Here is a 24,771-nt window from a genome sequence, read left to right on the forward strand (position 1 = left end):
GCGGCCCCGGACGGCTTCCCAACGGGACGGCTCCCCAGGGACTGCTTCTAGAAGACGGGCGTGCCGTTCCGCGTGAGCCTCCAGTCCACCGCCGCGAACTCGGCCGGGTCGATGGACCCCTTCGCCTTCACCCAGGCGATCATGGTGTTGCGGATCTCCTCCGAGTTCGACCACAGCAGCTGGGCAGCGGCGACATGCGGGAAGTTGCCGCCGCCGTTGGCCCGGTAGTTGTTCACCGCGAACACGAACTTCGCGTCGTCCGCGAGCGGCTGCCCCTCGAACCGCACGTTCGTCACCCGCGAACCGGCCGGCTTCGCGATGTCGATCTCGTACGCCAGACCGCTCACCACGTCGTAGTTGTAGTCCGGCGTGCCGTTCGCGTTCGTCAGCTTCGCCGGATCCACCTCCGCACCCGGCGCCGTCTGCGCGAAGTAGTTCGCCGAGAACTCCAGGTACGCCTTCATCTGCGCACCCGTCATCAGACGCGCCTCCAGCGTGTTCTCGAAGACGTACAGACCCGCCACGTCCCGGATCGTCACCTCGCCCGCCGGGATCCGGGCGGACCGCGAGAAGCACGCCGCCTGCGACAGCACGGGCAGCGCGGCGTGCTCCGTGCCCGCCAGCGCCTGCTTCACCGTGTCCGCCTGGATGTGGTTGATCAGATCGATGATCGGCACGTCCTTGTACGGCGCCTCGGCCGACGTCATCTCCGCCGCGTTCGTGCCGATGACCTGGTTGACGTACGCCACGACCTTCTCGTGCTCGTCGGACAGCAGCCGGACGATCTTCGGGTCCTCCTCCACGGTGTTGGAGTTCAGGACCTGTGCGCCCACCTTCTCGACCGCCCAGCGGCCCTTGTCCCACACCAGCTCGAAGTCGAAGAGCGTGAGCCGCTGACCCCACTTGAGGGGCTCGGACAGCACGACCTGCTTGCCGGTCTTCTTGTTGGTGACGAAGTACTCGGGAATCTCCGTGTGGGCGTGCCCGACCAGGATCGCGTCGATGCCCGGCACCTGCTCGGCCACCAGCCCGGCCGCGTTCTCGATGTACGGCAACTGGTCACCGTAGGACGACGTCCCCGACGAACCGCTGTGCGCCGACACGATGACGACGTCCGCGCCCATCGACCGCAGCTTCGGCACCCACTTCGCCGCCTGCTCCTCCAGACCCGGGAACGTCATCTTCCCCTGCACGTTCGCCTTGTCCCAGATCGCGATCCCCGGGTTGGTCAGACCCAGCACCGCCACCTTCACGTCCCGCCCGCACGGCGTGCGCAGCCGGTGCATGCTGTACGGCGCGAAGGCCGGCCGCAGCGTCTTCGCGTCCAGCGCGTTCGCGCCCAGCAGCGGGAAACGGCACTGCTGCTCGAACTTCCGCAGCACCGGGATGCCGTAGTTGAACTCGTGGTTGCCGAGCGCCGCCGCGTCATAGCCCATCGCGTTCATGGCCTGCGCCATCGGGTGCACGGGGCCGCCCTCGGCCGTGATCGGGTCGACCTTCGCGTAGTAGTACGACAACTGCGTGCCCTGGATGGTGTCGCCCGCGTCGATCAGCAGCGTGTTGCGGCGGCCCTTCTCCTCGCGGACGCGGTTCACCAGGGTCGAGACCTTGGCGAGACCGACGTCGTTGTGGTTCTTGTCGTCGAACTCCTGGTCCGTGAAGTAGTCCCAGTTGAAGACGTTGCCGTGCAGGTCCGTCGTCCCGAGCACGGTGAAGGCGTACCGCTTCACGCCCCGCTCGCCCCCGCGCGCCTCGGCCGCCTGCGCACCCGGCGCCCCGACCGCACCGGCCAGCGCCACCCCCGCCCCGGTCACGGCGGACTTCTCCAGGAACTTCCGGCGGTTCAACGGCATGTCTGGCTCCTCGCGGAATCTGTGAACGACGCGCGTAGATAACGCGCGTAGATTCTGACCCGGTCATGACCGGCAGCAACAGACCCGCCAGGTTGCGATCTGATGACTCGACCCACCGGCTCCACGCCTTTGGCCAGCCAAGACATGACAGAGTGGGGCGTATGACCGCGCCCACGTCAGACGCCTCCCAGCCCGCCGTCCCCTACGGCACACCCGACGCCCCCCGCATCGCCGTCCGCGGCGAGGCCCGCCTCGAAGTCGACCCCGAGATCGCCCGCATAGGCATCACCGTCGCCGCCCGCGGTCGCGACCGCCGCTCCGCCCTCGACGACCTCACCCGCCGCAACGCCGGCGTCCTCGACCTCGTCAAGTCCTACGGCGACGCCGTCGAACGCCTGGAGACCGGCGCCTTCTCCATCACCCCCGAACTCACCAAGCACGGCCGCGGCGAACGCGTCCGCACCTACCACGGCAGCGTTCACGTCACCGCCGAACTCACCGACTTCACCGCCCTCGGCGAACTCACCACCCGCCTCGCCGACCTGGAACTCACCCGCGTGGACGGCCCCTGGTGGGCCCTGCGCCCCGACTCGCCCGCCCACCGCGAAGCCCGCAAGAAGGCCGTACGGGAAGCCGTCCAGCGCGCCCGCGAGTACGCCGAGGCGCTCGGCACCACCCTCTCCGCCCTGGTCGAACTCGCCGACATCGGCGCCGAGAACGCCCCGCCGCCCTACCCCCAGGCTCCCGGCCGCGCGCGCTCCGCCACCTTCGGCGGCGCCGAGAACGCCCCGGCGGCCCCCCTCGACCTCGAACCCCAGCGCCAGCGTGTCCACGCCCAGATCAACGCCCGCTTCACGATGGTGCCGCCGCAGCTCTAGGGGCTGTCCTTCGTCTCCGGGGCAACCGCCTTGATCCGCCTGCCAGGCGGATCCGGATCGGCAAGCTCTCAGGAAGGCACGGCGGGGCAGCGGGTGCCCCGTGGTGGGACTGCCAGGTCGGTGAGGTAGCTGTCCACGGCGTCCTCCATGCACGGGCCGCTGGTGACGCTGCCGTGCCCCCGGCCCTCATAGGTGAGGAGCACGCCGCTGCGGCCGAGTTGCCGGGCCACCGAGACCGCCCACGGGTAGCCGGTGGCGGGGTCGTGCAGCGCGTTGGACACCAGGATCGGCGGGGCACCGTGTGCGTCCAGGCGGTGCTGCGGGTTGGCGGTCGGCGCGCCCAGACACGCCGCTGCCATGTGGATCGGCAGCAGGTAAGGCAGGTCAGGCGCGGTCATGTCCATCATGGCGACGAGCGAGGCATACTCCTGGTAATCGCGCACTGGCAGGTGCCAGTCCGAGCAGAAGACCGGGGTGGCCGGAGGCAGCGGCGCTATCGAGGTGGGCGACGCGGGCAGCGGCTCCCTCGCGTCCATCCCCGCGATCGCCGTGGCAAGGCCCGCGTAGTCGGCCTCGTAGAACTTCCGGAACGCGATCTTGTTGACCAGGTCCGCAGACGACAGCGAGGTGCCCGGCTTCGCCGGGTCCTCCAGCTCGCCGCGCCCGGCCTGAGTCAACAGGCCCCGCCAGACGGCGCGGACGTCGCGGCCGTGCAGCGCGCAGTCCGCGGCACCGTCGCACCACTTCACGAACTCCTGGAATGAATCCTCTGCCGTGGCCGCCTCGGACCGCAGGAAGTCACGGGTGGTCGGGACGCTGTGGTCCATGACGCTCTCCAGCACCATCGCGCGCACGCGGCGCGGGTAGGTCTCGGCGTACTGCGCGCCGAGCACCGTGCCGTACGAGCTGCCGTGGAAGGTCAGTTTCCGCTCGCCGAGGGCGGCCCGGAGAGCGTCCAGGTCCCGTACCGTCTGGGCGGTGTCAAGGTGGTCGAACACCGGGCCGGTACGGGCCCGGCAGTCGGCACGGAGCCGCCGGTTGTACGCCATGGTGGCGTCGAAGTCCGCCTGGCTCTTCAGCTCCGGTGACGGCCGCTCGGCAAGCAGGTCGCCGGAGCAGGTCACCGGGTTGCTGCCGCCCACGCCGCGCGGGTCGAAGCTGACGATGTCGAACCTGCGGCGGACCTCGGGGCTGAACCGGCTGATACGGCGCACCACCATCTCCACACCCGAGTCGCCCGGCCCGCCGGGGCCGAACACCATCGAGCCGACGCGTGCGCCGGGGTCGGTGGCCTTGCGGCGGGCCACGGCCAGGTCGAGTCTCGGCCCGTCCGGGTGGGCCCAGTCGGCCGGCACCGAAAGAGTGGCGCACTCGGCTCCCGGCTTCGCCGGGTCGTCACACGGTGCCCACCGCAGGGCCCCGGTGGCGGACGGCGACGCGTGGACCGCGGGAGCGGCGGCGAGGCCGGTGATGACGGCCATGGCGGCTCCCACGGCCATGGCCGTGCCCCGGGCGGCGATGCGCCGCAGTGCGGATCTGCCCCTTGACGGCATGGATCCTCCTCGTGAAAGAGAGCGGTTGTGTCAGGGCGTGCGGACCCGGCCGGGGCACGTCGTCACGTTAGGTGCCCTGTCGCCCATGTGGTGCCCCTGTCAGGGGCTTTTCCGGGTCGGGTCGGGGACCGCTCAGGGTCGATCGGGGCGCAGGGAGAAAAGCCCATTCCGAAAACCCGACCGAATTCCTCGGGGTGCTCATCGGAGCACCCCGTCGCACAATTCAACACTTGTCAATAACGTTTCATGCAAAGTCTGTTGAGTAGTCACTCACGACCAATTCTCTACCAGTCGGTAACTCATAGGCTCAGACCATGCGCCGAGTAAAGATCGTCTGCACACTGGGGCCCGCCACCGACTCGTACGACCAGATCAAAGCCCTGGTCGACGCCGGAATGGACGTAGCCCGCTTCAACCTCAGCCACGGCGGACACGCCGAACACGAGGAGCGCTACCACCGGGTACGCAAGGCCGCCGACGAGACCGGCCGCAGCGTGGGTATCCTCGCCGACCTTCAAGGACCGAAGATCCGGCTCGGCCGCTTCACCGAAGGCCCCGTACTCCTTGAACGCGGCGACACCTTCACCATCACCGTCGAAGAAGGCGTCGAAGGCGACCGCAACATCTGCGGCACCACCTACGCCGGCCTCGCGGACGACGTCACCACCGGCGAACGCATCCTCGTCGACGACGGCAAGGTCTGCCTGGAAGTCACCGAGGTCGACGGCCCCCGCGTCCACACCACGGTCGTCGAGGGCGGCGTCATCTCCGACCACAAGGGCCTCAACCTCCCCGGCGTCGCCGTCTCCGTCCCCGCCCTCTCCAAGAAGGACGAGGAGGACCTCCGCTGGGCCCTGCGCACCGGCGCCGACGTCATCGCCCTCTCCTTCGTCCGCACCGGCCGCGACATCCATGACGTCCACCGCATCATGGACGAGGAAGGCCGCCGACTCCCCGTCATCGCCAAGGTCGAAAAACCCCAGGCGGTGGAGAACATCGAGGAAATCGTCGCGGCGTTCGACGGCATCATGGTCGCGCGCGGAGATCTCGGCGTCGAAATGCCGCTGGAACAGGTCCCGATCGTCCAGAAACGCGCCATCAAACTGGCGAAGCGCAACGCCAAACCCGTCATCGTCGCCACACAGATGCTCGACTCGATGATCGACAACGCCCGCCCGACGCGTGCGGAGGCCTCCGACGTCGCCAACGCGGTCATCGACGGCACCGATGCCGTCATGCTCTCCGGCGAAACGAGCGTCGGCAAACACGCGATCGAAACAGTCAGGACGATGGCCCGCATCGTCGAAGCGGCGGAGGAGGACATCCTGGCCAAGGGCCTCCCGCCGCTCACCGAACGCAACAAGCCCCGCACCCAGGGCGGCGCCGTAGCCCGGGCAGCGGCGGAAATGGGCGACTTCCTGGGCGCGCGATTCCTGGTCGCCTTCACCCAGTCCGGCGACACGGCCCGCCGCCTCTCCCGCTACCGCTCCCCGATCCCCCTCCTCGCCTTCACCCCCGACCAGGCCACCCGCTCCCAACTCAGCCTGACCTGGGGCGTCGAGACGTTCCTCGGTCCCTGCGTGGACTCCACGGACGCGATGGTCGACCAGGTCGACGAGCTCCTCCTGCGCTATGGCCGCTGCCAGAAGGGCGACACGGTCGTCATCACGGCGGGCTCGCCCCCCGGCGTCTCCGGCTCGACGAACATGGTCCGCGTCCACCACATCGGCGAGGACGACAGCCCGAAGTAGGGTGCCGTCAGTACTTGGGTCCTACGTGGGCGTCCATGAGGGCTACTGAGGCTTTGCGGGCGACGGAGATGTTGAACGGATCGCTCCCGCGGGCCAACGTGGTCCACTCGACGCCCACCGTGTCGAGGGCATCCGTGAAGAGCTTCCGGATGTCGTCCGACTTGTTGGAAGAAGTAGCGCGGGTATTCGTAGCGCTTGCGCTCCCCGGCGACCATGCGGGTCGTCCAGTTGGTGATCCGGCAACCGTCGGAGTGGATGAGACCCCGGATGAATTCCCAGGGGTGGGCTTCGACGATGGCCTGCTGCCACGGTTCAAGGGCAATGGGACGATCGTGCTTCCTGCCGGGGCCGTGCTGCGGGAAGAGGCAGTGCAGGTGCTTCGAGTAGACCTTCACGTTGCGACAGCCGGTCTTGCGGACACGGCAGACCGAGTTCTCCGGGAAGACCGCACGCATGGCCCGTTCGCAGTCGTCCATGAGGCCGGGCCACGATTCCGTGCAGGTGATCATGAGGTTGGGCACGCGGTGCTCGGAGTAGTGGCTGATATGACCGTCGCCGAGATACAGGCCGAGCAGATAGGCGTAGGCGGCCTCGTCGAGTTCCCGTCCATCACATCGGGGGCACTTCGGGTCGTGGCGGCCTGGGCACTCGCCGCGTGTGGCCCGGTCCATGTGCTTCCGGTAGCCGACCGTGCCCAGCGGCACGTTCAGGCTGCGGGCCACGTCCGCGTTCTTCGCGCCGCCGCGCAGCAGTGCAAGGGCCCTCTGTCGCACTTCAGTGCCATGAAAGGTCATTCGACTACCGTGCGTCACTGATCGTGACCATGGGCAGCAAAAAGCGGAGAACCACGCGACGTGATCCTCCGCTTTCGACCTCGTTGTGCCCGGTGTGGGATTCGAACCCACATGCCCAATGGGCACGGCATTTTGAGTGCCGCGAGTCTGACCAGTTCCTCCAACCGGGCAAGTCAGGGGACCGATGAGCAGTGTACCGGTTCACTGTGTGGCCTTGCTGCTAGGTACGCTCTTGGGAGCAGTACCGGCCTGCCCCGTACCAAGGAGCCCACGTGAGCGCCCCCGAGTCGCCCCAGCCCGTTGACGTGCCTGATGAGGACAACTCGCACGTGCCTCCGATGACGACCCGGGTCGTCATCGCCGAGGACGAGGCCCTGATCCGGCTCGATCTCAAAGAGATGCTGGAGGAGGAGGGCTACACCGTCGTAGGTGAGGCCGGGGACGGGGAGCAGGCCGTGGAGCTGGCCCGTGAGCACCGGCCGGACCTGGTGATCCTGGACGTGAAGATGCCGAAGCTGGACGGTATCTCCGCGGCCGAGAAGATCGCCGAGGAGAGCATCGCGCCGGTGCTGATGCTGACCGCCTTCTCGCAGCGCGACCTCGTGGAGCGGGCCCGGGACGCCGGTGCCATGGCCTACCTGGTGAAGCCGTTCAGCAAGACCGACGTCGTGCCGGCGATCGAGATGGCCGTCTCGCGGTTCACGGAGCTGAAGGAGCTGGAGAAGGAGGTCGCGGACCTCACGCTGCGGCTGGAGACGCGGAAGCTGGTGGACCGGGCCAAGTCGGTCCTCCAGACGGAGTACGGGCTGACCGAGCCCGCCGCGTTCCGGTGGATCCAGAAGACGTCGATGGACCGGCGGATGTCGATGCAGCAGGTCGCGGAGGCCGTCATCCAGGACGCGGAGGAGAAGAAGGCCGGCAAGGGCTGAGAAGAGCGGAACAAGAGGCCCGCCCCTTTCGATGGGGGCGGGCCTCTTCGTGTGCGGGCCGGACCTCAGTCCTCGCCGAGGTACGCCTTGCGGACCGACTCGTCGTGCAGCAGGTCCTGCCCCGTCCCGGAGAGGACGACGTTGCCGACCTCCATGACGTGGCCCTGGTCGGCGAGCGAGAGCGCCGCCTGGGCGTTCTGTTCGACGAGCAGGATGGTCGTGCCCTGGGACTTCAGCTCCGAGATCGTCGCCATGATCTTCTGCATCATGATCGGGGAGAGGCCCATGGAGGGCTCGTCGAGCATGAGGAGCTTGGGCTGGGACATCAGGGCGCGGCCCATGGCGAGCATCTGCTGTTCGCCGCCGGAGAGGGTTCCCGCGGCCTGCTTCCTGCGTTCCCCGAGGATGGGGAAGAGGTCGTAGGCCCGTTGGATGTCCTTCTCGATGCCTTCCTTGTCCTTGCGGAGGAACGCGCCGAGCTGGAGGTTCTCCGCGATGGTGAGGCGGGGGAAGATGTGCCGGCCTTCGGGGGAGTGGGCGAGGCCGAGGGCGACGATCTTGTGGGCGGGGACCCCGCTCAGCGGCTTGCCGTCGAAGACGATCTTCCCGGAGGTGGGCTTCAGCAGACCCGACAGCGTGCGCAGGGTCGTGGTCTTGCCGGCGCCGTTGGTGCCGATGAGGGTGACGACCTGGCCGGCCTCGACGCTGAAGGAGATGCCTTTGACGGCTTCGATCTTGCCGTAGGAGACCCGGAGGTCCTCGACCTCGAGGAGTGCGGTCACTTGGCTTCTCCCTTGGTGCTGCTGGCGGTGCTGGGCGCGTCGGCGGCGGCTTCGGCTGCTGCCTCGGCTGCTTCGACCTCCGCGGCTTCGGCCTCTCCGGGGTCGCCTTCGAACGGCTCTCCGAGGTAGGCGGCGATGACGCGCTCGTCGGCCTGGACGACTTCGGAGGTGCCCTCGACGAGCTTCTCGCCCTGGACGAGGACGGCGACGCGGTCGCTGAGGTTGAAGACGAAGCGCATGTCGTGCTCGATGAGGAGGACGGCGATGCCCTTGTCGCGGATGGCGAAGACGAGTTCCTCGGTGGCCCGCGTCTCCTGGGGGTTCATGCCGGCGGTGGGCTCGTCGAGGAGGAGCAGGCCGGGCTCGGAGGCCATGGCGCGTGCGATCTCCAGCTTGCGCTGCTCGCCGTAGGGGAGGTTGCGGGCGAGGTGGTCGCGCTTGTGGGCGAGGCCGATGAACTCGAGGAGTTCCATGGCGCGTTCCTCGCTGGCGCGTTCGGCCTTCTTGAAGCCGGGGCCGCGCAGGAGGGCCGACCAGAGGCCTTCCTTGGTCCGTGTGTGGCGGCCGACGAGGACGTTTTCCAGGACCGTCATGTTGGCGAACAGGCGGATGTTCTGGAAGGTCCGGGCGATGCCGGCCTGGGTGACCAGGTGGGGCTTGGGCGGGAGGACGGTGCCCTTGTAGGAGACGGTGCCCTCGGTGGGGACGTACAGGCCGGTGAGGCAGTTGAAGAAGGTGGTCTTGCCGGCGCCGTTGGGGCCGATGAGGCCGACGATCTCGCCGGCGTTGACCGTGAAGTCGACGGAGCGGACGGCGGTGAGGCCGCCGAAGCGCATTGTGACGCCGCGGGCTTCGAGTACAGGTGTCGTCATGATGGTTACGCCCCCGCCTTGGTGACGGCCGGTTCGTCGGTCAGCGTGGTCTGTTTGGGTACGTCGAGTTGGCCGGTCTCGTGGAATTCGAGCTGGCGCCGGCGGTTGGCGATGATGCCTTCGGGGCGGAAGCGCATCAGCAGGATGAGTGCGATGCCGAAGGCGAGGAGCGACTTGTCCTGGAGGAAGACGAGCTTCTCGGGGAGCAGGTAGAGCAGGGCCGCGCCGAGGAGCGGTCCGGCGACCGTGCCCATGCCGCCGAGGACGACCGCGGCCAGGAGGAACGCGGAGTTGGGCGGGGTGGAGCCGGCGAACTGGTACGGCGTGGGGACCACGCTGTAGGTGACGTGGGCGCTGACGGTGCCGGCGAGGCCGGCAAGGGCGGCGCCGAGGGCGAAGGCGACGAGCTTGACGCGGAAGCCGTTGATGCCCATGGCGGTGGCGGCGGTCTCGTCCTCGCGGATGGCGATCCAGGAGCGGCCGATACGGGAGTCGGCGGCGCGGGTGTAGACGAGGACCACGATGGCCATGATGAGGACCATCAGCAGGTAGTAGTTGGCGAAGCGGCCCAGGGTGAATCCGCCGATGTCGTGGGTCTGGCCGAAGTTGAACCCGAACATGTTCAGGTCGGGGATGGACGGGATGCCGTTGGGCCCGTTGGTGACGTCGGGTCCGGAGTCGCCGTCCATGTTGTTGACGGCGATGCGGAAGATCTCTCCGAAGCCGAGGGTGACGATGGCGAGGTAGTCGCCGCGCAGCCGCAGGGTCGGGGCGCCGATGAGGACGCCGAAGATCAGGGAGGCGGCGGCGCCGGTGAGGGCGGCGGCCCAGAAGGGGAATTGGACGCCGGAGAAGGTGGAGAACTCGGAGCCGGAGACGAGGGCGGCGGTGTAGGCGCCGACGCCGAGGAAGGCGACGTATCCGAGGTCGAGGAGGCCGGCGAGGCCGACGACGATGTTGAGGCCGAGGGCGACGGTTCCGAAGATCAGGATGTTGACGCCGATGTTGGCGTAGTGGTCGTCGGTCTGGGTGAAGGGGAACGCTATCGCCGCGAGGAAGCCCATGGCGAGCGTGAAGCTGCGGTTGCGGGCGACGAGGCGGGAGAAGCGGTCCATGAGGCCGGCGGTGTGCATGGCCCAGACGAAGAAGACGACGACGATGAGGTAGCCGATGAAGAGTTCGCCGTACGCGGTGTCGATGCCGTAGGTGAAGACGGCGAGGCCGAGGATGGTGGCGAGGGTGATGGCGGCGCGTTCCAGCCAGGGGGTGAGGGGCTGGGGTGCGGGGATCGCGTCGGGCTTGGCGATGTACGCCTTCAGGCTTTCCCTGGTGCTGTCCTGGACGGTGCCCTGTTGGGGGAGGGCGAAGGCGCCGAGGACGGGCAGCAGGGAGGCGATGGCCGCTGTCCAGGCGCCGGGTTCGAGGTTGACGACGCCGCCGAGTTCGACGCTGATGGCGATGATGGTGAACCAGGTGGTGCCGAAGCTGCCGAGCGCCGCGAGGGTGAGGGGGGCGTTGTTGCGGGCGGGCAGGAGCCAGCCGAGGCCGCGGACGCCGTAGAGGGCGAGGGTGAAGAGGGAGGTGAGGAGGCCGGCGGCGAAGGTGAGCCATTGCAGGCCGCCGGGGTAGCCGTTGATGGTGAGGTCGCCGGGGAACTCGTCGGTCCAGGTCCAGGCGAGGAAGGCGGTGGCGGCGGTGGCGATGCCTCCGGCGAGGAGGAGCGCGCGGGCCGCGGCGCGGGGGAGCGGGACGAGTCCGCGGGCGGCGGGGGTGGTTTTGGTGGTGTCGGTCATCGAGATCACGCCCTGTCCGCGACGCGTTCGCCGAGCAGGCCCTGGGGCCTGACGAGAAGGACGATGATGAGCAGGCAGAAGGCCCAGACGTCCTTCCAGGAGCCGCCGCCGAAGAGGTGCATGCCGGGGATCTCGTCGATGTAGGCGGAGGCGAGGGTCTCGGCGATGCCGAGGACGACGCCGCCGAGCATGGCGCCGTAGATGTTGCCGATGCCGCCGAGGACGGCCGCGGTGAACGCCTTGAGGCCCATGAGGAAGCCCATGCGGTAGTCGACGTTGCCGTACTTGAGTCCGTAGGCGACGGCCGCGACGGCGGCGAAGAAGCCGCCGATGGCGAAGGCGATGACGATGATGCGGTTGGTGTCGATGCCCATCAGCTGCGCGGTGTCGGGGTCCTGCGCTGTGGCCTGCATGGCGCGGCCGGTGCGGCTGCGGCGCACGAAGAAGGCGAGGGCGGCCATGCAGAGGACGGCGGCGAGGATGAGGAAGATGTCGGCGTCCTTGATGGTGACGGAGCCGATGTCGTGGGTGGCGTCGAGGCCGGGGAAGGCGCGGGCGCGGTCGGCTCCGGGGTAGAAGTTGCGGACGACCTCCTGGAGCGCCAGGGAGAGGCCGATGGCCGTGATGAGCGGTGCCAGTCGTGGTGCTCCGCGCAGTGGCCGGTAGGCGAACCGTTCCGCTCCGACGGCGATGAGGATGGCCACGAGGGCGCCGCCGAGAAGCATCAGGGGTACGGCGAGGGCCATCGAGGTGCCGTCAGGGAGTATGTAGAAGTAGACCGTGAGGGCGCCGAACGCTCCGGTCATGAAGATCTCGCCGTGCGCGAAGTTGATGAGCTGGACGATGCCGTACACCATCGTGTAGCCGATGGCTATCAGCCCGTACATCGAGCCGAGAAGCAGCCCGTTGGCCAGCTGCTGCGGCAGGGTGTTCACCGCGTGGCCTCCATGTCGCTGGTGGTCGTGTGCACTGGATGCGTGCGTGGTCGCGTGCTGTGTGGGGGTGTGAAAACGGGCCGCGCGGTCGGGGTCCTCCTCCCGCGCGGCCCGTGGTGCGGCTAGTGGGGGCCGGAACTACTGGAGGTCGTCGGGAGTGCCTGTCTCCACGGCCTTCCAGGCGCCCTTCTCGACCTGGTACACCGTCAGCTGCTTGTTGGTGGTGTCGCCGTACTGGTCGAAGGAGACCTTGCCGGTGAGGCCTTCGAAGTCGGACTTCTGGACTCCGTCGACGACCTTGGAGCGCAGGTCGTTGATGTCGGTGGGCACCTTGCCGCCGTTGGCGTCGGCCGCGGCCTTGACGGCCTTGATGATGGCGGTGGTGGCGTCGTAGGCGTAGGCGCCGTAGGCGCCGTAGTCGCCCTTGTACCCCTTGTCCTTGTACGTCTGGATGAACTGCTTGGCCGCGGGCAGCGTGTCGGCGGGGACACCGATGGCGGTGACGAGGTCGCCCTCGGCGGCCTTGCCGGCGGCCTCGATGTAGGTGGAGGCGTACATGCCGTCGCCGCCGAACAGCGGGATCTTGACGCCGGCGTCCTTGAGCTGCTTGGTGATCAGCGCGGACTCGTCGTACTGGCCGCCGTAGTAGAGCAGGTCGGCACCGGAGTTCTTGATCTTCGTGACGAGGGAGCCGAAGTCCTTGTCGCCGGTGTTGACGTGGTCGGTGGCGACGACCTTGCCGCCGAGCTTCTTGAACTGCTCGTTGAAGATCTTCGCGAGGCCGGCGCCGTAGGTCTGCTTGTCGTCGACGACGAAGGCCTTCTTCTTCTTGAGGCCGTTGTACGCGTAGCCGGCGGCGAAGCTGCCCTGGAGTTCGTCGGTGGTGGCGGTACGGAAGTACGTCTTGAACGGACGCTTCTTGTCCGTCTGCCAGTTCTTGCCCTGGGTCAGCTCAGGGGCGGTGTTCGCCGGGGAGATCTGGACCATGTTGGCCGAGGCGAAGACCTGCTGCATCGTCTGGGCGACGCCGGAGTTCAGCGGGCCGACGGCGCCGACGGCGGTCTTGTCGCCGGTGAAGGTGGTGGCGTTGGACTGGCCGGTGGCGGGCTGCGCCTTGTCGTCCAGGGCCTTGAGCTTGAATTTCACGCCCGGGACCCAGTTGTTCTTGTTGGCGTCGTCGACGGCGATCTGAGCGCCGTACTGGATGCCGAGGCCGGTGGTGGAGTTCTCACCCGACAGGGGGGCGTCGACGCCGATGGTCAGCGTGGTGCCGTCGCCGCTGTCTCCGCTCTTGTCACCGCTGTCGTCTCGGGAGCCGCAGGCGGTGAGAGTCAGAGCTCCGGTCGTCAGAACGGAGGTAAGAATCACCAAGGAACGCTGTCGCACGATCAGTCCTTTCACAGGCAGGCCCGCCCTGGTCGGGGGGTGAGTGCCGCGCTGATACCGAACTCCCGATGGAGCGGTGACTGGCCGTGACTCTAAGCCCGTGTGGAGGCGGGGTCAGCGGCGTGGGCTGGCTTGTGACTTTCTTGTTATGACGCGATGGATGCCCGGCTTCGGCGGAGGTCCCTCTCGGCGGGTTTGGTGGGCTTTCTCCGAAGTCCGCATTCTGAGAACCCGCACTTCCGGTTGGCCGTGGCCTGGCTCGTCGTGGTTGCCGGGGTACGGGCGGCTCGGACCAGATCGAAAAGGTCCCGGGAGGAGATGCGGCCGAAGACGAAACTGTGGTGCTGTATTGCGCGCGCGTTACGGAGCGTTACGGAGAGATAAGGGTCGTCCGCGGGCAGGGGAGTTCCGAACAATCGGTAACGGCTGTTTCGCCGGTGACACCTCGGGTTTTCGCGGGGGGAACCGAGGGGTTCGGCGAGGCCGAGCCAGGCGGTGGCGTTCGCGTGCCAGGGCGCGGGCGTCGGCTCGGGCGGTCGGGGAGGCGGTCGGTCAGGCGTGGCGCGTCGGTGCCGGTGACATCGTAACTCGGCACCTGATGCGTCGAGTTGACGGGTTCGACGGCCCGTGCCGCTCATGGCCCCGGCCTCATGGGGAAACGGCAAGGGGGGAGGCGGGGACGGGGAAGGCCGGCGGTGCCCCGCCGCTCCGGGCGGTGCGCGATGCGGCGGGGCGGTCGGTGTCGCCCGGGGTTACGGGAGCTTGACGAACGGCGCCAGGAAGGCGCGGGCGCCGGGGGTGTCCAGGCGGTACGTCACGTTGGTCGCGTAGCAGGGGGTGTCGCCGGTGATGGTGGTGGCGGCGAGGATGTTCCGCCCGCCGATGACGGCGAAGTTGGGGCCGCCCGAGTCGCCGTAGCAGGCACCTCCGTTGCCCTGCGGGGCGGTCATCGCCAGACGGGCCCAGGAGTCGTTGAGAGCGTTGAAGGTGACGGGCGCCTTCATGCGGACGCCGCCGCCGGGGTGGGTCTGGCCGCCGGGGCCGTTGACGGCTTCCTGGGTGCCGTAGCCGGCGACGAGCCAGTCGGTGCTGTTCAGGCCCTGCGGGCCGAGTCTGCCGAGCTGGTTCGCGGTGGGCAGGGTGGCCGGCGTGAAGCTCCAGCGGGCCTTGAGCTGGGCGGCGGGCAGTTCGACCACCGCGATGTCGTGGGTGTCCGAGGCGGGCCCCGGGTAGCCGGGGTGCGAGTGGGCGGTGCCCTGGACGGCGACGGCGGCGGCCTGCGCGGCCGGGTCGCCCGGATACTTCTTCGCCGCCGCGTCGAGACCGGACTGCACGTCCTGGTTCAGGGAGACGTAGAACCGCACGTTGTCGGGCCAGTCGGTGGTGCAGTGCGCGGCGGTGAGGAAGGTGTCCGCGTCGATCATGGTGCCGGAGCAGACCCAGTCGACCCGGTCGGGGGTCGCGGGGTTGTCGTCGTCGTCCCAGGTGGCCACGAGCGCGCCGACCTCGGTGCGTTCGGGTGCGGGGGTGGCGTTGTAGGAGTTGATGGCGGACGACGGCAGCGCGGTGGCGAGCACGGCGGCACCGGCCGCGGCTGTGACGGCGAGGGCGCGTACGGAGGTCAAGAGAAACCCTTCTAGGGGTGGGACGGGTCTTCTCCTGTGGGGGTGGGGCGTCGTCAGTGAAGCGCCCGGGGGCGGCCGCGACAAGAGCGCGCCCGCCCCTCCAGGGTTTTCCCTACGTCGGCCGGCCCTACGTCGGCGGGCTCGGCGCCGGTCGGCCCGACGCCGGTCGGCTCGGCACCGGTCGACTCGACGTCCGTCAGCTCGCGGCGCGGATGAGTTCCTCGTCGCCCGGGTTCACATCGCGCAGCAGGCAGGTCAGCCGGGCCGTGCATACCCTTTTTCCGTTTTCGTCCGTGATGACGATTTCGTACGTGGCGGTCGAGCGCCCCCGGTGCACGGGCGTGGCCACACCGGTGACGAGGCCGGAGCGCACTCCGCGGTGGTGGGTGCAGTTCAGGTCGACGCCCACGGCGATCTTGGAGCTGCCGCCGTGCAGCATCGAGCCGACCGAGCCGAGTGTCTCGGCCAGCACCGCGGAGGCCCCGCCGTGCAGCAGTCCGTAGGGCTGGGTGTTGCCCTCGACCGGCATCGTCCCGACGACCCGGTCCGCCGACGCCTCGACGATCTGGACGCCCATCCGGGTCCCGAGGTGGCCCGCGGAGAACAGGGCCAAGAGGTCCACACCGAGAGCGGCGTACTCGTCGATGACCTCTTGCGGGAACTTCACATGCTGCTGTTCACCCATGGGGCCCGGTCTCCGTTCGTCCAGATCATGCGGTTACCTCTGTGGCTGAGCAAACGCTCAGTCGGTCGCCGATTGTTCCAGACGCACCACGACGGACTTGCTGGCCGGGGTGTTGCTGGTGTCCGCGGTGGCGTCCAGCGGCACCAGCACGTTGGTCTCCGGGTAGTACGCGGCGGCACATCCCCGGGCCGTCGGGTAGTGCACGACCCGGAAACCCGGCGCCCTGCGCTCCACACCGTCCTTCCACTCGCCGACCAGGTCGACGTACGAACCGTCCGCCAGCTTCAGGGCACGCGCGTCCTCGGGGTTGACCAGCACCACTCGGCGGCCGTTCCTGATGCCCCGGTAGCGGTCGTCGAGGCCGTAGACCGTGGTGTTGTACTGGTCGTGCGAGCGCAGTGTCTGGAGGAGCAGGCGGCCCTCGGGCAGCTCCGGGTACTCCACGGGCGCGGCGGTGAAGTTGGCCTTGCCGGTGGCCGTGGGGAAGCGGCGTTCGTCCCGCGGGGCGTGCGGGAGCGTGAAGCCGCCAGGGCGACCAGCAGAATCCGTCACGCGCGCGTTGAAGTCCTCGAAGCCGGGGATCACGCGCGCGATACGGTCCCGGATGGTCGCGTAGTCCTTCTCGAACTCCTCCCAGGGCGTGGCGCTGTTCTCGCCCAGCACGCGGCGGGCCAGGCGGCAGACGATGGCCGGCTCGGACAGCAGGTGCCGGCTCGCGGGCTCCAGCCGGCCCCGGGAGGCGTGCACCATGCCCATCGAGTCCTCGACCGTCACGAACTGCTCGCCGCTGCCCTGGAGATCGCGCTCGGTACGGCCGAGCGTCGGGAGAATCAGGGCACGCGCGCCCGTGACCGCGTGCGAGCGGTTCAGCTTCGTCGACACGTGCACGGTCAGCCGGGCCCGCCGCATGGCCGCCTCGGTGACCTCCGTGTCCGGGGATGCGGAGACGAAGTTGCCGCCCATGGCGAAGAAGACCTTCGCCTCGCCGTCGCGCAGCGCGCGGATGGCCCGTACGACGTCGTAGCCGTGCTCGCGCGGCGGGGCGAATCCGAACTCCTTCTCCAGGGCGTCCAGGAACGCCGGGGCGGGGCGCTCGAAGATGCCCATCGTGCGGTCGCCCTGCACGTTCGAGTGGCCGCGGACCGGGCACACGCCCGCGCCCGGGCGGCCGATGTTCCCGCGCAGGAGAAGGAAGTTGACCACTTCCCTGATCGTGGGGACGGAGTGCTTGTGCTGGGTGAGGCCCATCGCCCAGCACACGATGGTCCGCTCGGAGGCCAGGACCATACCGAGGGCCTTCTCGATGTCCTCCTGGGTCAGGCCGGTCGCCCTGAGCGTCTCGTCCCAGTCGGCGGCGCGGGCGGCCTCCGCGAACTCCTCGAAGCCGTGCGTGTGCTCCCGGACGAACGCCTCGTCGACCGCGCCCTCCCGCTCGAGGATCAGCTTGTTGAGGAGCCGGAACAGGGCCTGGTCGCCGCCGATGCGGATCTGGAGGAACAGGTCGGTCAGCGCGGCGCCCTTGAGCATGCCCTGCGGGGTCTGCGGGTTCTTGAAGCGCTCCAGGCCTGCCTCGGGCAGCGGGTTGACGCTGATGATCTTCGCCCCGTTGTCCTTGGCCTTCTCCAGGGCGGACAGCATGCGCGGGTGGTTCGTCCCCGGGTTCTGGCCGGCGACGATGATCAGGTCGGCCTTGTACAGATCCTCCAGCAGGACGCTGCCCTTGCCGATGCCGATGGTCTCCGACAGGGCCGAACCGGACGACTCGTGGCACATGTTCGAGCAGTCGGGCAGGTTGTTCGTACCGAGTTCGCGGGCGAACAGCTGGTAGAGGAACGCGGCCTCGTTGCTGGTGCGGCCGGAGGTGTAGAAGACGGCCTCGTCCGGGGAGCCGAGGGCGGCGATCTCCTCGGCGATGATGTCGAATGCGCGCTCCCAGGTGACCGGCTCGTAGTGCTCGCCGCCCTCCGGCAGGTACACGGGGTGGGTGAGGCGCCCCTGCTGTCCCAGCCAGTAGCCGCTGCGGCCGGCCAGGTCGGCGACCGGGTGCGCGGCGAAGAACTCGGGCGTGACCCGGCGCAGCGTGGCCTCTTCGGCGACGGCCTTCGCACCGTTCTCGCAGAACTCCGCCTTGTGCCGGTGCTCCGGCTCCGGCCAGGCACAGCCCGGGCAGTCGAAGCCGTCCTTCTGGTTCACGCTCAGCAGCGTCAGCGCGGTGCGCTTCACACCCATCTGCCGCTGGGCGACGCGCAGCGTGTGCCCGATCGCGGGGAGCCCCGCTGCCGCGTGCTTAGGCCCGGCGACCTGCGGCGCGTCTTGAACCGGATCACTCTTGGGCGGCTTCGACGCCATCGCACGCTCCCCTTCGGCTGCGCTGTGAGGTACGTCTCCGATCCTCGCACGCGGCGGTGACATCGGGTGGGGGCGGGCTGGGGTCGGTGCCCGTGCGGTCGGGGCCGGGGCCGAGTGTCAGTGGGGCGTGGCAGGATCGGGGGCGTGGCAGAGACAGCATCGAAGACGACCGACAAGACCTCCGGCGGCAGCCGTCCGCGACTGATGCTCATGGACGGGCACTCGCTGGCCTACCGCGCGTTCTTCGCGCTGCCCGCGGAGAACTTCACCACCGCGACGGGCCAGCCGACGAACGCGATCTACGGCTTCGCGTCGATGCTGGCCAACACGCTGCGCGACGAGGCGCCCACGCACTTCGCGGTCGCCTTCGACGTCTCCCGCAAGACCTGGCGCTCCCAGGAGTTCACGGAGTACAAGGCGAACCGCTCCAAGACCCCGGACGAGTTCAAGGGCCAGGTCGAGCTGATCGGCGAGCTCCTCGACGCGATGGGCGCCGTCCGCTTCGCGGTGGACGGCTTCGAGGCGGACGACGTCATCGCCACGCTCGCCACGCAGGCCGAGGCCGAGGGCTTCGAGGTGCTGATCGTCACCGGCGACCGGGACTCCTTCCAGCTGGTCAGCGAGCACACCACGGTGCTGTACCCGACCAAGGGCGTCTCCGAGCTGACCCGCTTCACCCCCGAGAAGGTATTCGAGAAGTACGGGCTGACGCCCGCGCAGTACCCCGACTTCGCGGCCCTGCGCGGCGACCCCTCCGACAACCTCCCCGGCATCCCCGGCGTCGGCGAGAAGACGGCCGCGAAGTGGATCAACCAGTTCGGTTCCTTCGCGGAGCTCGTCGAGCGCGTGGAAGAGGTCAAGGGCAAGGCCGGGCAGAACCTCCGCGACCACCTGGAAGCGGTCAAGCTCAACCGCCGGCTCACGGAGCTGGAGCGCCAGGTCGAGCTCCCCAAGGGCGTCACCGAGCTGGAGCGGGCCGCGTACGACCGCACTGCCGTCGCGATGGTCCTGGACACCCTGGAGATCCGCAACCCCTCCCTGCGCGAGCGGCTCTTCGCCGTCGACCCCGGCGCCGAGGAGGCCGAGACCACCCCGATCAGCACGGACGGCGTGCAACTGGACGGCACGGTGCTCGGCACCGGCGAGCTGACCGGCTGGCTCACCGAGCACGGCACCCAGCCGCTCGGCATCGCCACGGTCGACGCCTGGGCGCTCGGCACGGGCTCGGTCGCCGAGGTCGCGCTCGCCGCGCCCGGCGGGGCAGCCGCCTGGTTCGACCCCTCCCAGCTGGACGAGGCCGACGAGACGGCCTTCGCGGCCTGGCTCGCCGACGCCGGCCGGCCCAAGATCTTCCACAACGCCAAGGGCGCCATGCGCGTCTTCGCCGAGCACGGCTGGAGCGTCGAGGGCGTCACCATGGACACCGCTCTCGCCGCCTACCTGGTCAAGCCGGGCCGCCGCTCCTTCGACCTGGACGCGCTGTCCCTGGAGTACCTGCACCGCGAGCTGGCCCCCGCCGCCGCGGCCGACGGCCAGCTCGCCTTCGGCGCGGACGACGGTGCCGAGGCCGAGGCCCTGATGATCCAGGCCCGCGCCATCCTCGACCTGGGCGAGGCCTTCGAGAGCCGCCTGGAGGACGTCGGCGCCGCCGACCTGCTGCGCGACATGGAGCTGCCCACGTCCGCGCTGCTCGCCCGCATGGAGCGGCACGGCATCGCGGCCGACCGGCCCCACCTGGAGGCCATGGAGCAGATGTTCGCCGGCGCCGTCCAGCAGGCGGTGAAGGAGGCCCACGCGGCAGCCGGGCACGAGTTCAACCTGGGCTCGCCCAAGCAGCTCCAGGAGGTCCTCTTCGGCGAGCTGGCCCTGCCCAAGACGAAGCGGACGAAGACCGGCTACACCACGGACGCCGACGCGCTGGCCTGGCTCGCCACGCAGACGGACAACGAGCTGCCGGTGATCATGCTCCGCCACCGCGAGCAGGCCAAGCTCCGCGTCACCGTCGAGGGCCTGATCAAGACGATCGCCGCGGACGGCCGTATCCACACCACGTTCAACCAGACGGTCGCCGCCACCGGCCGCCTGTCCTCGACGGACCCGAACCTCCAGAACATCCCGGTCCGCACCGACGAGGGACGCGCGATCCGCCGCGGCTTCGTCGTCGGTGAGGGCTTCGAGTCCCTGATGACGGCCGACTACAGCCAGATCGAACTGCGCGTGATGGCCCACCTGTCCGAGGACGAGGGCCTGATCGAGGCCTTCACCTCCGGTGAGGACCTGCACACCACAGCCGCTTCACAGGTCTTCGCGGTCGAGCCGACCGCGGTGGACGCCGAGATGCGCCGCAAGATCAAGGCCATGTCGTACGGCCTGGCCTACGGTCTGTCGGCCTTCGGCCTCTCCCAGCAGCTGAACATCGAGGCGGCGGAGGCCCGCGCCCTGATGGACGCGTACTTCGAGCGGTTCGGCGGCGTACGGGACTATCTGCGCCGGGCGGTCGACGAGGCCCGGGCGACGGGCTACACGGCGACGCTCTTCGGGCGCCGCCGCTACCTCCCCGACCTCAACAGCGACAACCGCCAGCGTCGCGAGGCGGCCGAGCGGATGGCTCTCAACGCGCCCATCCAGGGCACGGCGGCCGACATCGTCAAGATCGCCATGCTCAAGGTGGACAGCGCGCTCAAGGACGCCGGGCTCGCCTCCCGCATGCTGCTCCAGGTCCACGACGAAATCGTGCTGGAGATCGCTCCCGGTGAGCGGGCTGCCGCCGAGGAACTCGTCCGCCGTGAGATGGCGAACGCCGTGCACCTCCGTGTCCCGCTGGGCGTCTCGGTGGGCGCGGGCTCGGACTGGGAGTCGGCGGCGCACTAGGCCGGTGCGCTGCGCGAGCAGTCCCGGAGCGGATGACGCGGGTATGCCCTCGGCCAAGCGCTGAGCCGGGGGCACCCGCCACCCCGCCCCCGCCGGAACGTCACTCGCGTGGCCCCCGAGAAAGGGCCCGTGCCCCCGGCGGTCGCAAAGATGCGGGCATGGGTATACGCACGCTCCTCCGCCGCACGGTCCCAGGCGTGGCACTCCCGCCGGTCCCGCCCTTCGCGGCCGCCGCAAGCACGATCCGCGTCCCCGCCGCTCTCACCACGGCCATGCGCCACACGACGGCGGACCTCCGGCAGCGCCTGGCCGGCGCTCGGCGGCCGATCGATCCCACGCGCGCAGGCGCGGTGTCCGCCGCGACTGGCCGCACTGGCGCCGGTGACGTGATGGCCGTTCCGGGTCTCGCCGGCGCCCGCGCTGTGTCCGCTGCCGCGGGCCTCACCAGCCCTGGAGACGTGTCCGCCATGCTTGGTCTCACCGGCGGCCGAGCCACTACCGCCCCGCACCCAGGCAATGCCGATCGCCCCGGCAGGACCTGCCGCCCCTGGGCGGATCTGGCCCGCAACTGTCTGACGCTCGTCCTCACCCTGCTCCCGCGGCCCCGCCCCGCGCACACCACCATCACCGTGTACATCGTGACCACCGAGCCCCTCAGTGAGCGGCCGGCCGGCTCGGCTCCGCGTCAGCGACCCGGTCAGGACCGCCCGGGCCCGGAACCGGACGCCACGCCCTGACCCCCACGGCGTACAGCAGCAGCGCCGGCACGAGCCCCGCGCCCGCCCCGAAGCACACCGTCGGAATGATCTCCCACGGTTTCGCGCTCGAACCCCAGTAGGCCCACCACCGCGACGCCCGCTGCACCGCCCCCACCAGTGCGAAGCCGCCGATCACCGCACCGGCCAGCCACCGGTCCCGTACCGACAGCGCCGGGACCCCCACCGTCTCGCGCACAGGCGCCCGCCGCACGGCCTGCGCCACGAACACGGCGATCACGACCGCGGCCACCGCCGAACCGCCGTACTGCAAGTACCAGTACAGCGGCGAGCCCGCCACCTCCCGGCCCAGTACCGGAAACAGCCGCATACCCCACCGGTCGAGATGCGTGAACGCGTCCCACACGACGTGCGTCAACGCGCCGAGCACCGCGGACACGTACCACCGCAGCACCAAGGGCGGCCGCACACGCGTGCGGGGCACCCCGCACCGCACCAGCACGGAAACCCGCCCCTGCCGGGCCCGCGGCAGCAGCGCCACCAGCGGTTCGCGCACCAGCAGCCACAGCCCCACCAGCGCCCAGGCGACGAGCACATCGACCGTGAGCACACCCGGGAACGAGTGCGTCACGTCACCGAACTCCATCGCCCCGGACACCACACTCGCCGCGTAATAGGTCATGTCGGGCGCGAAGGAACCCGCCACGAGCACGGCGGGCACCAGCGGGCCCCGTCCGGTGCCGTCGGTGCGTACGGCGGGCAGTACGGCTGCCGCATGGCTCAGCGTGAACGGCAACTCGGCTCCTCGTGACGGTCGTTGCCAGGGCGATCGGAGGGCTCAGTATGCGGGATGCCGAACACCGTCCGCCCAGCGCGCTCGCCGCATGACCAACTGGTGAAAAACGGGCACGAACGGGTGCCCGAGCAAAGGAAGTTGCCGTAGGGTCGCCAGGGTCACCGTGCCGGAGCCAGGAGACAGGCCTGCGGAGGGCAACCACTCGGGCCGGTCGATCGTCACAACAGAGCGAGCGCAACAGAAGTACGCGCACGCAACAGAAGCGCGCGACAGGCAGAGACGGGCGCTCGGGCGTCCACGGGAGGGGTTCACTCTATGGCGGCGCAATTCGGCAGGAGGCTGCGCAAGGGGGCGGCGACCACCGCCGTGGCCGCGGTAGCGGTCGCGGCCCTGTCCGCCTCCCAGGCTCCGGGCGTGAATGATCACGGCAGACAGACCGCCGCGGACGCCACCCCCTCACCCGACGCGAGTGCCTCCGACGGCAGCGCCACCGGCAACTCGCCGTACTACACGGACCTGCCGCCGCTCAACAGCCCGAGCCCGTCACCGAGCACCGGGCCGGGCCCCACCCCCTCCGGCACGTCCGAGGCGGGCATCCCCGCGACCGTCCTCGACGCCTACAAGAAGGCCGAGGCCTCGCTGCGCGACTCCAAGCCCGGCTGCAACCTGCCGTGGCAACTCCTCGCGGCCATCGGCCGGGTGGAGTCGGGGCAGGCCCGCGGCGGCCGTGTCACCGCCGACGGCACCACCGTCTCGTCGATCCTCGGCCCGCAGCTCGACGGCAACGGCTTCGCCCTCATCAAAGACACCGACAACGGCGCGTACGACGGCAACAGCAGCTACGACCAGGCCGTCGGCCCCATGCAGTTCATCCCGTCCACCTGGCGGTGGGCGGGCCGCGACGGCAACGACGACGGCAAGAAGGACCCCAACAACATCTACGACGCCGCGCTCGCCGCCGGGCACTACCTGTGCCGCAACAACTGGGACCTGTCCGACCAGAACGACCTCGACCGCGCGATCCTCAGCTACAACAACTCGCGGGAGTACCTGAACCTGGTCATGCGGTGGCTGGAGTACTACCGCAAGGGCACGCACCAGGTCCCCGACGGCACCGGCACGCTGCCCGACAACCGCAGCGACAACGGAGCGGGGGCGAGTCCCTCACCCTCCACGCCGGGCACGCCGGCTGCCGGGGGCTCGAAGCCCAAGCCCAGCCCCCGTCCCGACAAGCCCGACAAGCCCGGCACTCCCGACGGCGGCACGACGACCCCGAAGCCGCCCAACTCGCCCGAAAAGCCGACCACGCCGACCACGCCGCCCTCGACGTCCCCCACGCCCACCGACACGGTGCACCACCTGGAGGACGCCGGGACCGGGAAGCTCACCGCGATGGCGGGCGACACGTTCACCAAGCGGATCAGCACCCGCGCCGAGACGAAGGCCGGAAAGGCCGTCGGCAAGGTCAGGATCCGCTTCACCATCGTCGGCGACACGGACACCACGTTCACGGGTGGCGAGAGTGTGGCCACGGTCGCCACCAACAGCTCCGGAGTGGCCGTCGCGCCCGCACTTCAGGCGGGGGAGAAGACGGGCGACGTCACCGTCCGCGCCACCGTCGTGGGCCGTGTGGTCGCGGGCCTCGACTACACGGCCACCGTCACCGAGCGCGCCGCCGACGCCCTCGCCCGCACCGGTGACGCCGCGCTGACCTGCACCCCGGGCGGCGAGTTCGCGAACCAGGTCGAGGTGAAGGCCACCTACAAGGGCGCGGTCGCCGACGGCGTCGCGGCCACCGCCACGCTGATCAAGTCGGCGGACGACCCGACCGTCAACGACAAGGGCCCTTACTTCAAGAACGCCGACGGCAAGGCCGTCCGCACCCTGACGGGCCTGAAGACGGACGCGAAGGGCCTGCTGAAGCTGCCGAAGCTCTACGCGGACGACACCACCGGCACGTTCCTGCTCCGCGTCAACACCGAGGGCGGAGCGACCCTCACCGTCGAACTGACCGTGGCGGCTGCCGAGACGTCCTCGCCGAGCCCGTCCACGAGCCCGTCGGCCAGTCCCGGCGCGTAGCTCCCGAGTAGCACTCACGGCGCCCCTCTTTTGAGAGGGGCGCCGGTTTTTCAGGAGGCGCGTCGTTGTGTGTGCGACGTGTTCTCATCTCCGCCGCGCGTTGCTACGGTGCCGAGAAACCTGA

16 protein-coding genes, 1 tRNA gene and 1 pseudogene are annotated in these 24,771 nt (G+C 69.6%); 5 read left to right on the top strand and 13 right to left on the bottom strand.

Translation table 11 applies throughout. The annotated features are described in order from the left end of the window. Positions 1–47 precede the first annotated feature (47 nt). A complete protein-coding gene (locus tag ACZ6TU_RS09815; protein WP_469547685.1) occupies positions 48–1,853 on the bottom strand; it encodes a bifunctional metallophosphatase/5'-nucleotidase in 1,806 nt (601 codons plus the stop codon). Positions 1,854–2,014: 161 nt separating this feature from the next. On the opposite strand from ACZ6TU_RS09815, the gene ACZ6TU_RS09820 reads away from it, so the two are divergent. After that, positions 2,015–2,731, top strand: a complete 717-nt coding sequence (locus ACZ6TU_RS09820) for an SIMPL domain-containing protein (protein ID WP_467674055.1) — start codon at positions 2,015–2,017, stop codon at positions 2,729–2,731. A gap of 68 nt (positions 2,732–2,799) precedes the next feature. Here the strand turns inward: ACZ6TU_RS09820 and ACZ6TU_RS09825 are convergent, their stop codons facing one another. After that, complete coding sequence (locus ACZ6TU_RS09825; RefSeq protein ID WP_467674053.1) at positions 2,800–4,284, bottom strand: alpha/beta hydrolase; 1,485 nt, start codon at positions 4,282–4,284, stop codon at positions 2,800–2,802. A 314-nt stretch (positions 4,285–4,598) separates the two neighbouring features. Between ACZ6TU_RS09825 and pyk the strand changes: the two genes are divergently transcribed. After that, entirely contained in the window at positions 4,599–6,035 is a 1,437-nt protein-coding gene (gene pyk / locus ACZ6TU_RS09830; RefSeq protein ID WP_467674051.1) for a pyruvate kinase, read from the top strand. Between the two features lie 7 nt (positions 6,036–6,042). Here the strand turns inward: pyk and ACZ6TU_RS09835 are convergent. Then, positions 6,043–6,829 (bottom strand): annotated as a pseudogene (locus ACZ6TU_RS09835) (helix-turn-helix domain-containing protein). A gap of 86 nt (positions 6,830–6,915) precedes the next feature. Beyond that, positions 6,916–6,999: transfer RNA gene (locus ACZ6TU_RS09840), tRNA-Leu, on the bottom strand. Positions 7,000–7,101: 102 nt separating this feature from the next. On the opposite strand from ACZ6TU_RS09840, the gene ACZ6TU_RS09845 reads away from it, so the two are divergent. Beyond that, entirely contained in the window at positions 7,102–7,758 is a 657-nt protein-coding gene (locus ACZ6TU_RS09845; protein WP_467674049.1) for an ANTAR domain-containing response regulator, read from the top strand. Positions 7,759–7,823: 65 nt separating this feature from the next. On the opposite strand, the gene ACZ6TU_RS09850 is transcribed toward ACZ6TU_RS09845, so the two are convergent. The 8 genes from ACZ6TU_RS09850 to ACZ6TU_RS09885 form a co-directional block, all read right to left on the bottom strand. Further along, on the bottom strand, positions 7,824–8,540 hold the full coding sequence (locus ACZ6TU_RS09850; protein ID WP_392030901.1) for an ABC transporter ATP-binding protein: 717 nt from the start codon (positions 8,538–8,540) through the stop codon (positions 7,824–7,826). Then, positions 8,537–9,412 (bottom strand): ABC transporter ATP-binding protein, encoded by an 876-nt coding sequence (locus ACZ6TU_RS09855; protein WP_467674047.1) that lies wholly within the window; start codon positions 9,410–9,412, stop codon positions 8,537–8,539. The genes ACZ6TU_RS09850 and ACZ6TU_RS09855 overlap by 4 nt, the downstream gene beginning before the upstream one ends. Positions 9,413–9,417: 5 nt before the next feature. Continuing rightward, the gene (locus ACZ6TU_RS09860) at positions 9,418–11,205 is read right to left on the bottom strand and encodes a branched-chain amino acid ABC transporter permease (RefSeq protein WP_467674045.1); all 1,788 of its coding nucleotides are present in this window, start codon (positions 11,203–11,205) and stop codon (positions 9,418–9,420) included. 5 nt (positions 11,206–11,210) lie between these two features. Continuing rightward, positions 11,211–12,140, bottom strand: a complete 930-nt coding sequence (locus ACZ6TU_RS09865; protein ID WP_351404554.1) for a branched-chain amino acid ABC transporter permease — start codon at positions 12,138–12,140, stop codon at positions 11,211–11,213. A 138-nt stretch (positions 12,141–12,278) separates the two neighbouring features. Then, positions 12,279–13,511: a branched-chain amino acid ABC transporter substrate-binding protein gene (locus tag ACZ6TU_RS09870; protein ID WP_467674420.1), complete on the bottom strand. Its 1,233-nt coding sequence runs from the start codon at positions 13,509–13,511 to the stop codon at positions 12,279–12,281. A gap of 767 nt (positions 13,512–14,278) precedes the next feature. Further along, a complete protein-coding gene (locus tag ACZ6TU_RS09875) occupies positions 14,279–15,151 on the bottom strand; it encodes a trypsin-like serine protease (RefSeq protein ID WP_467674043.1) in 873 nt (290 codons plus the stop codon). Positions 15,152–15,347: 196 nt separating this feature from the next. Beyond that, complete coding sequence (locus ACZ6TU_RS09880) at positions 15,348–15,836, bottom strand: PaaI family thioesterase (protein ID WP_467674041.1); 489 nt, start codon at positions 15,834–15,836, stop codon at positions 15,348–15,350. A gap of 57 nt (positions 15,837–15,893) precedes the next feature. Continuing rightward, positions 15,894–18,185, bottom strand: coding sequence for an FdhF/YdeP family oxidoreductase (locus ACZ6TU_RS09885; protein WP_467674039.1), 2,292 nt, complete (start codon positions 18,183–18,185; stop codon positions 15,894–15,896). A gap of 144 nt (positions 18,186–18,329) precedes the next feature. On the opposite strand from ACZ6TU_RS09885, the gene polA reads away from it, so the two are divergent. After that, on the top strand, positions 18,330–21,056 hold the full coding sequence (gene polA, locus ACZ6TU_RS09890) for a DNA polymerase I (RefSeq protein ID WP_467674037.1): 2,727 nt from the start codon (positions 18,330–18,332) through the stop codon (positions 21,054–21,056). A 654-nt stretch (positions 21,057–21,710) separates the two neighbouring features. Here the strand turns inward: polA and ACZ6TU_RS09895 are convergent. Beyond that, positions 21,711–22,568 carry a DUF4184 family protein gene (locus tag ACZ6TU_RS09895; protein WP_469547692.1) on the bottom strand — a complete coding sequence of 286 codons (858 nt, stop codon included), beginning with the start codon at positions 22,566–22,568 and terminating at the stop codon, positions 21,711–21,713. Between the two features lie 315 nt (positions 22,569–22,883). Here ACZ6TU_RS09895 and ACZ6TU_RS09900 point away from each other — a divergent pair, with 315 nt between their 5' ends. After that, positions 22,884–24,647 (top strand): lytic transglycosylase domain-containing protein, encoded by a 1,764-nt coding sequence (locus ACZ6TU_RS09900; protein WP_467674034.1) that lies wholly within the window; start codon positions 22,884–22,886, stop codon positions 24,645–24,647. Positions 24,648–24,771 lie beyond the last annotated feature (124 nt).

The sequence above is a fragment of the Streptomyces sp. NPDC052064 genome (assembly GCF_055585925.1).

Coding starts and splice junctions, on each gene's coding strand:
- ACZ6TU_RS09815 (WP_469547685.1), bottom strand. CDS start 1,853: ATGCCGTTGAACCGCCGGAAGTTCCTGGAGAAGTCCGCCGTGACCGGG.
- ACZ6TU_RS09820 (WP_467674055.1), top strand. CDS start 2,015: ATGACCGCGCCCACGTCAGACGCCTCCCAGCCCGCCGTCCCCTACGGC.
- ACZ6TU_RS09825 (WP_467674053.1), bottom strand. CDS start 4,284: ATGCCGTCAAGGGGCAGATCCGCACTGCGGCGCATCGCCGCCCGGGGC.
- pyk (WP_467674051.1), top strand. CDS start 4,599: ATGCGCCGAGTAAAGATCGTCTGCACACTGGGGCCCGCCACCGACTCG.
- ACZ6TU_RS09855 (WP_467674047.1), bottom strand. CDS start 9,412: ATGACGACACCTGTACTCGAAGCCCGCGGCGTCACAATGCGCTTCGGC.
- ACZ6TU_RS09860 (WP_467674045.1), bottom strand. CDS start 11,205: ATGACCGACACCACCAAAACCACCCCCGCCGCCCGCGGACTCGTCCCG.
- ACZ6TU_RS09880 (WP_467674041.1), bottom strand. CDS start 15,836: ATGGGTGAACAGCAGCATGTGAAGTTCCCGCAAGAGGTCATCGACGAG.
- ACZ6TU_RS09885 (WP_467674039.1), bottom strand. CDS start 18,185: ATGGCGTCGAAGCCGCCCAAGAGTGATCCGGTTCAAGACGCGCCGCAG.
- ACZ6TU_RS09900 (WP_467674034.1), top strand. CDS start 22,884: ATGGCGGCGCAATTCGGCAGGAGGCTGCGCAAGGGGGCGGCGACCACC.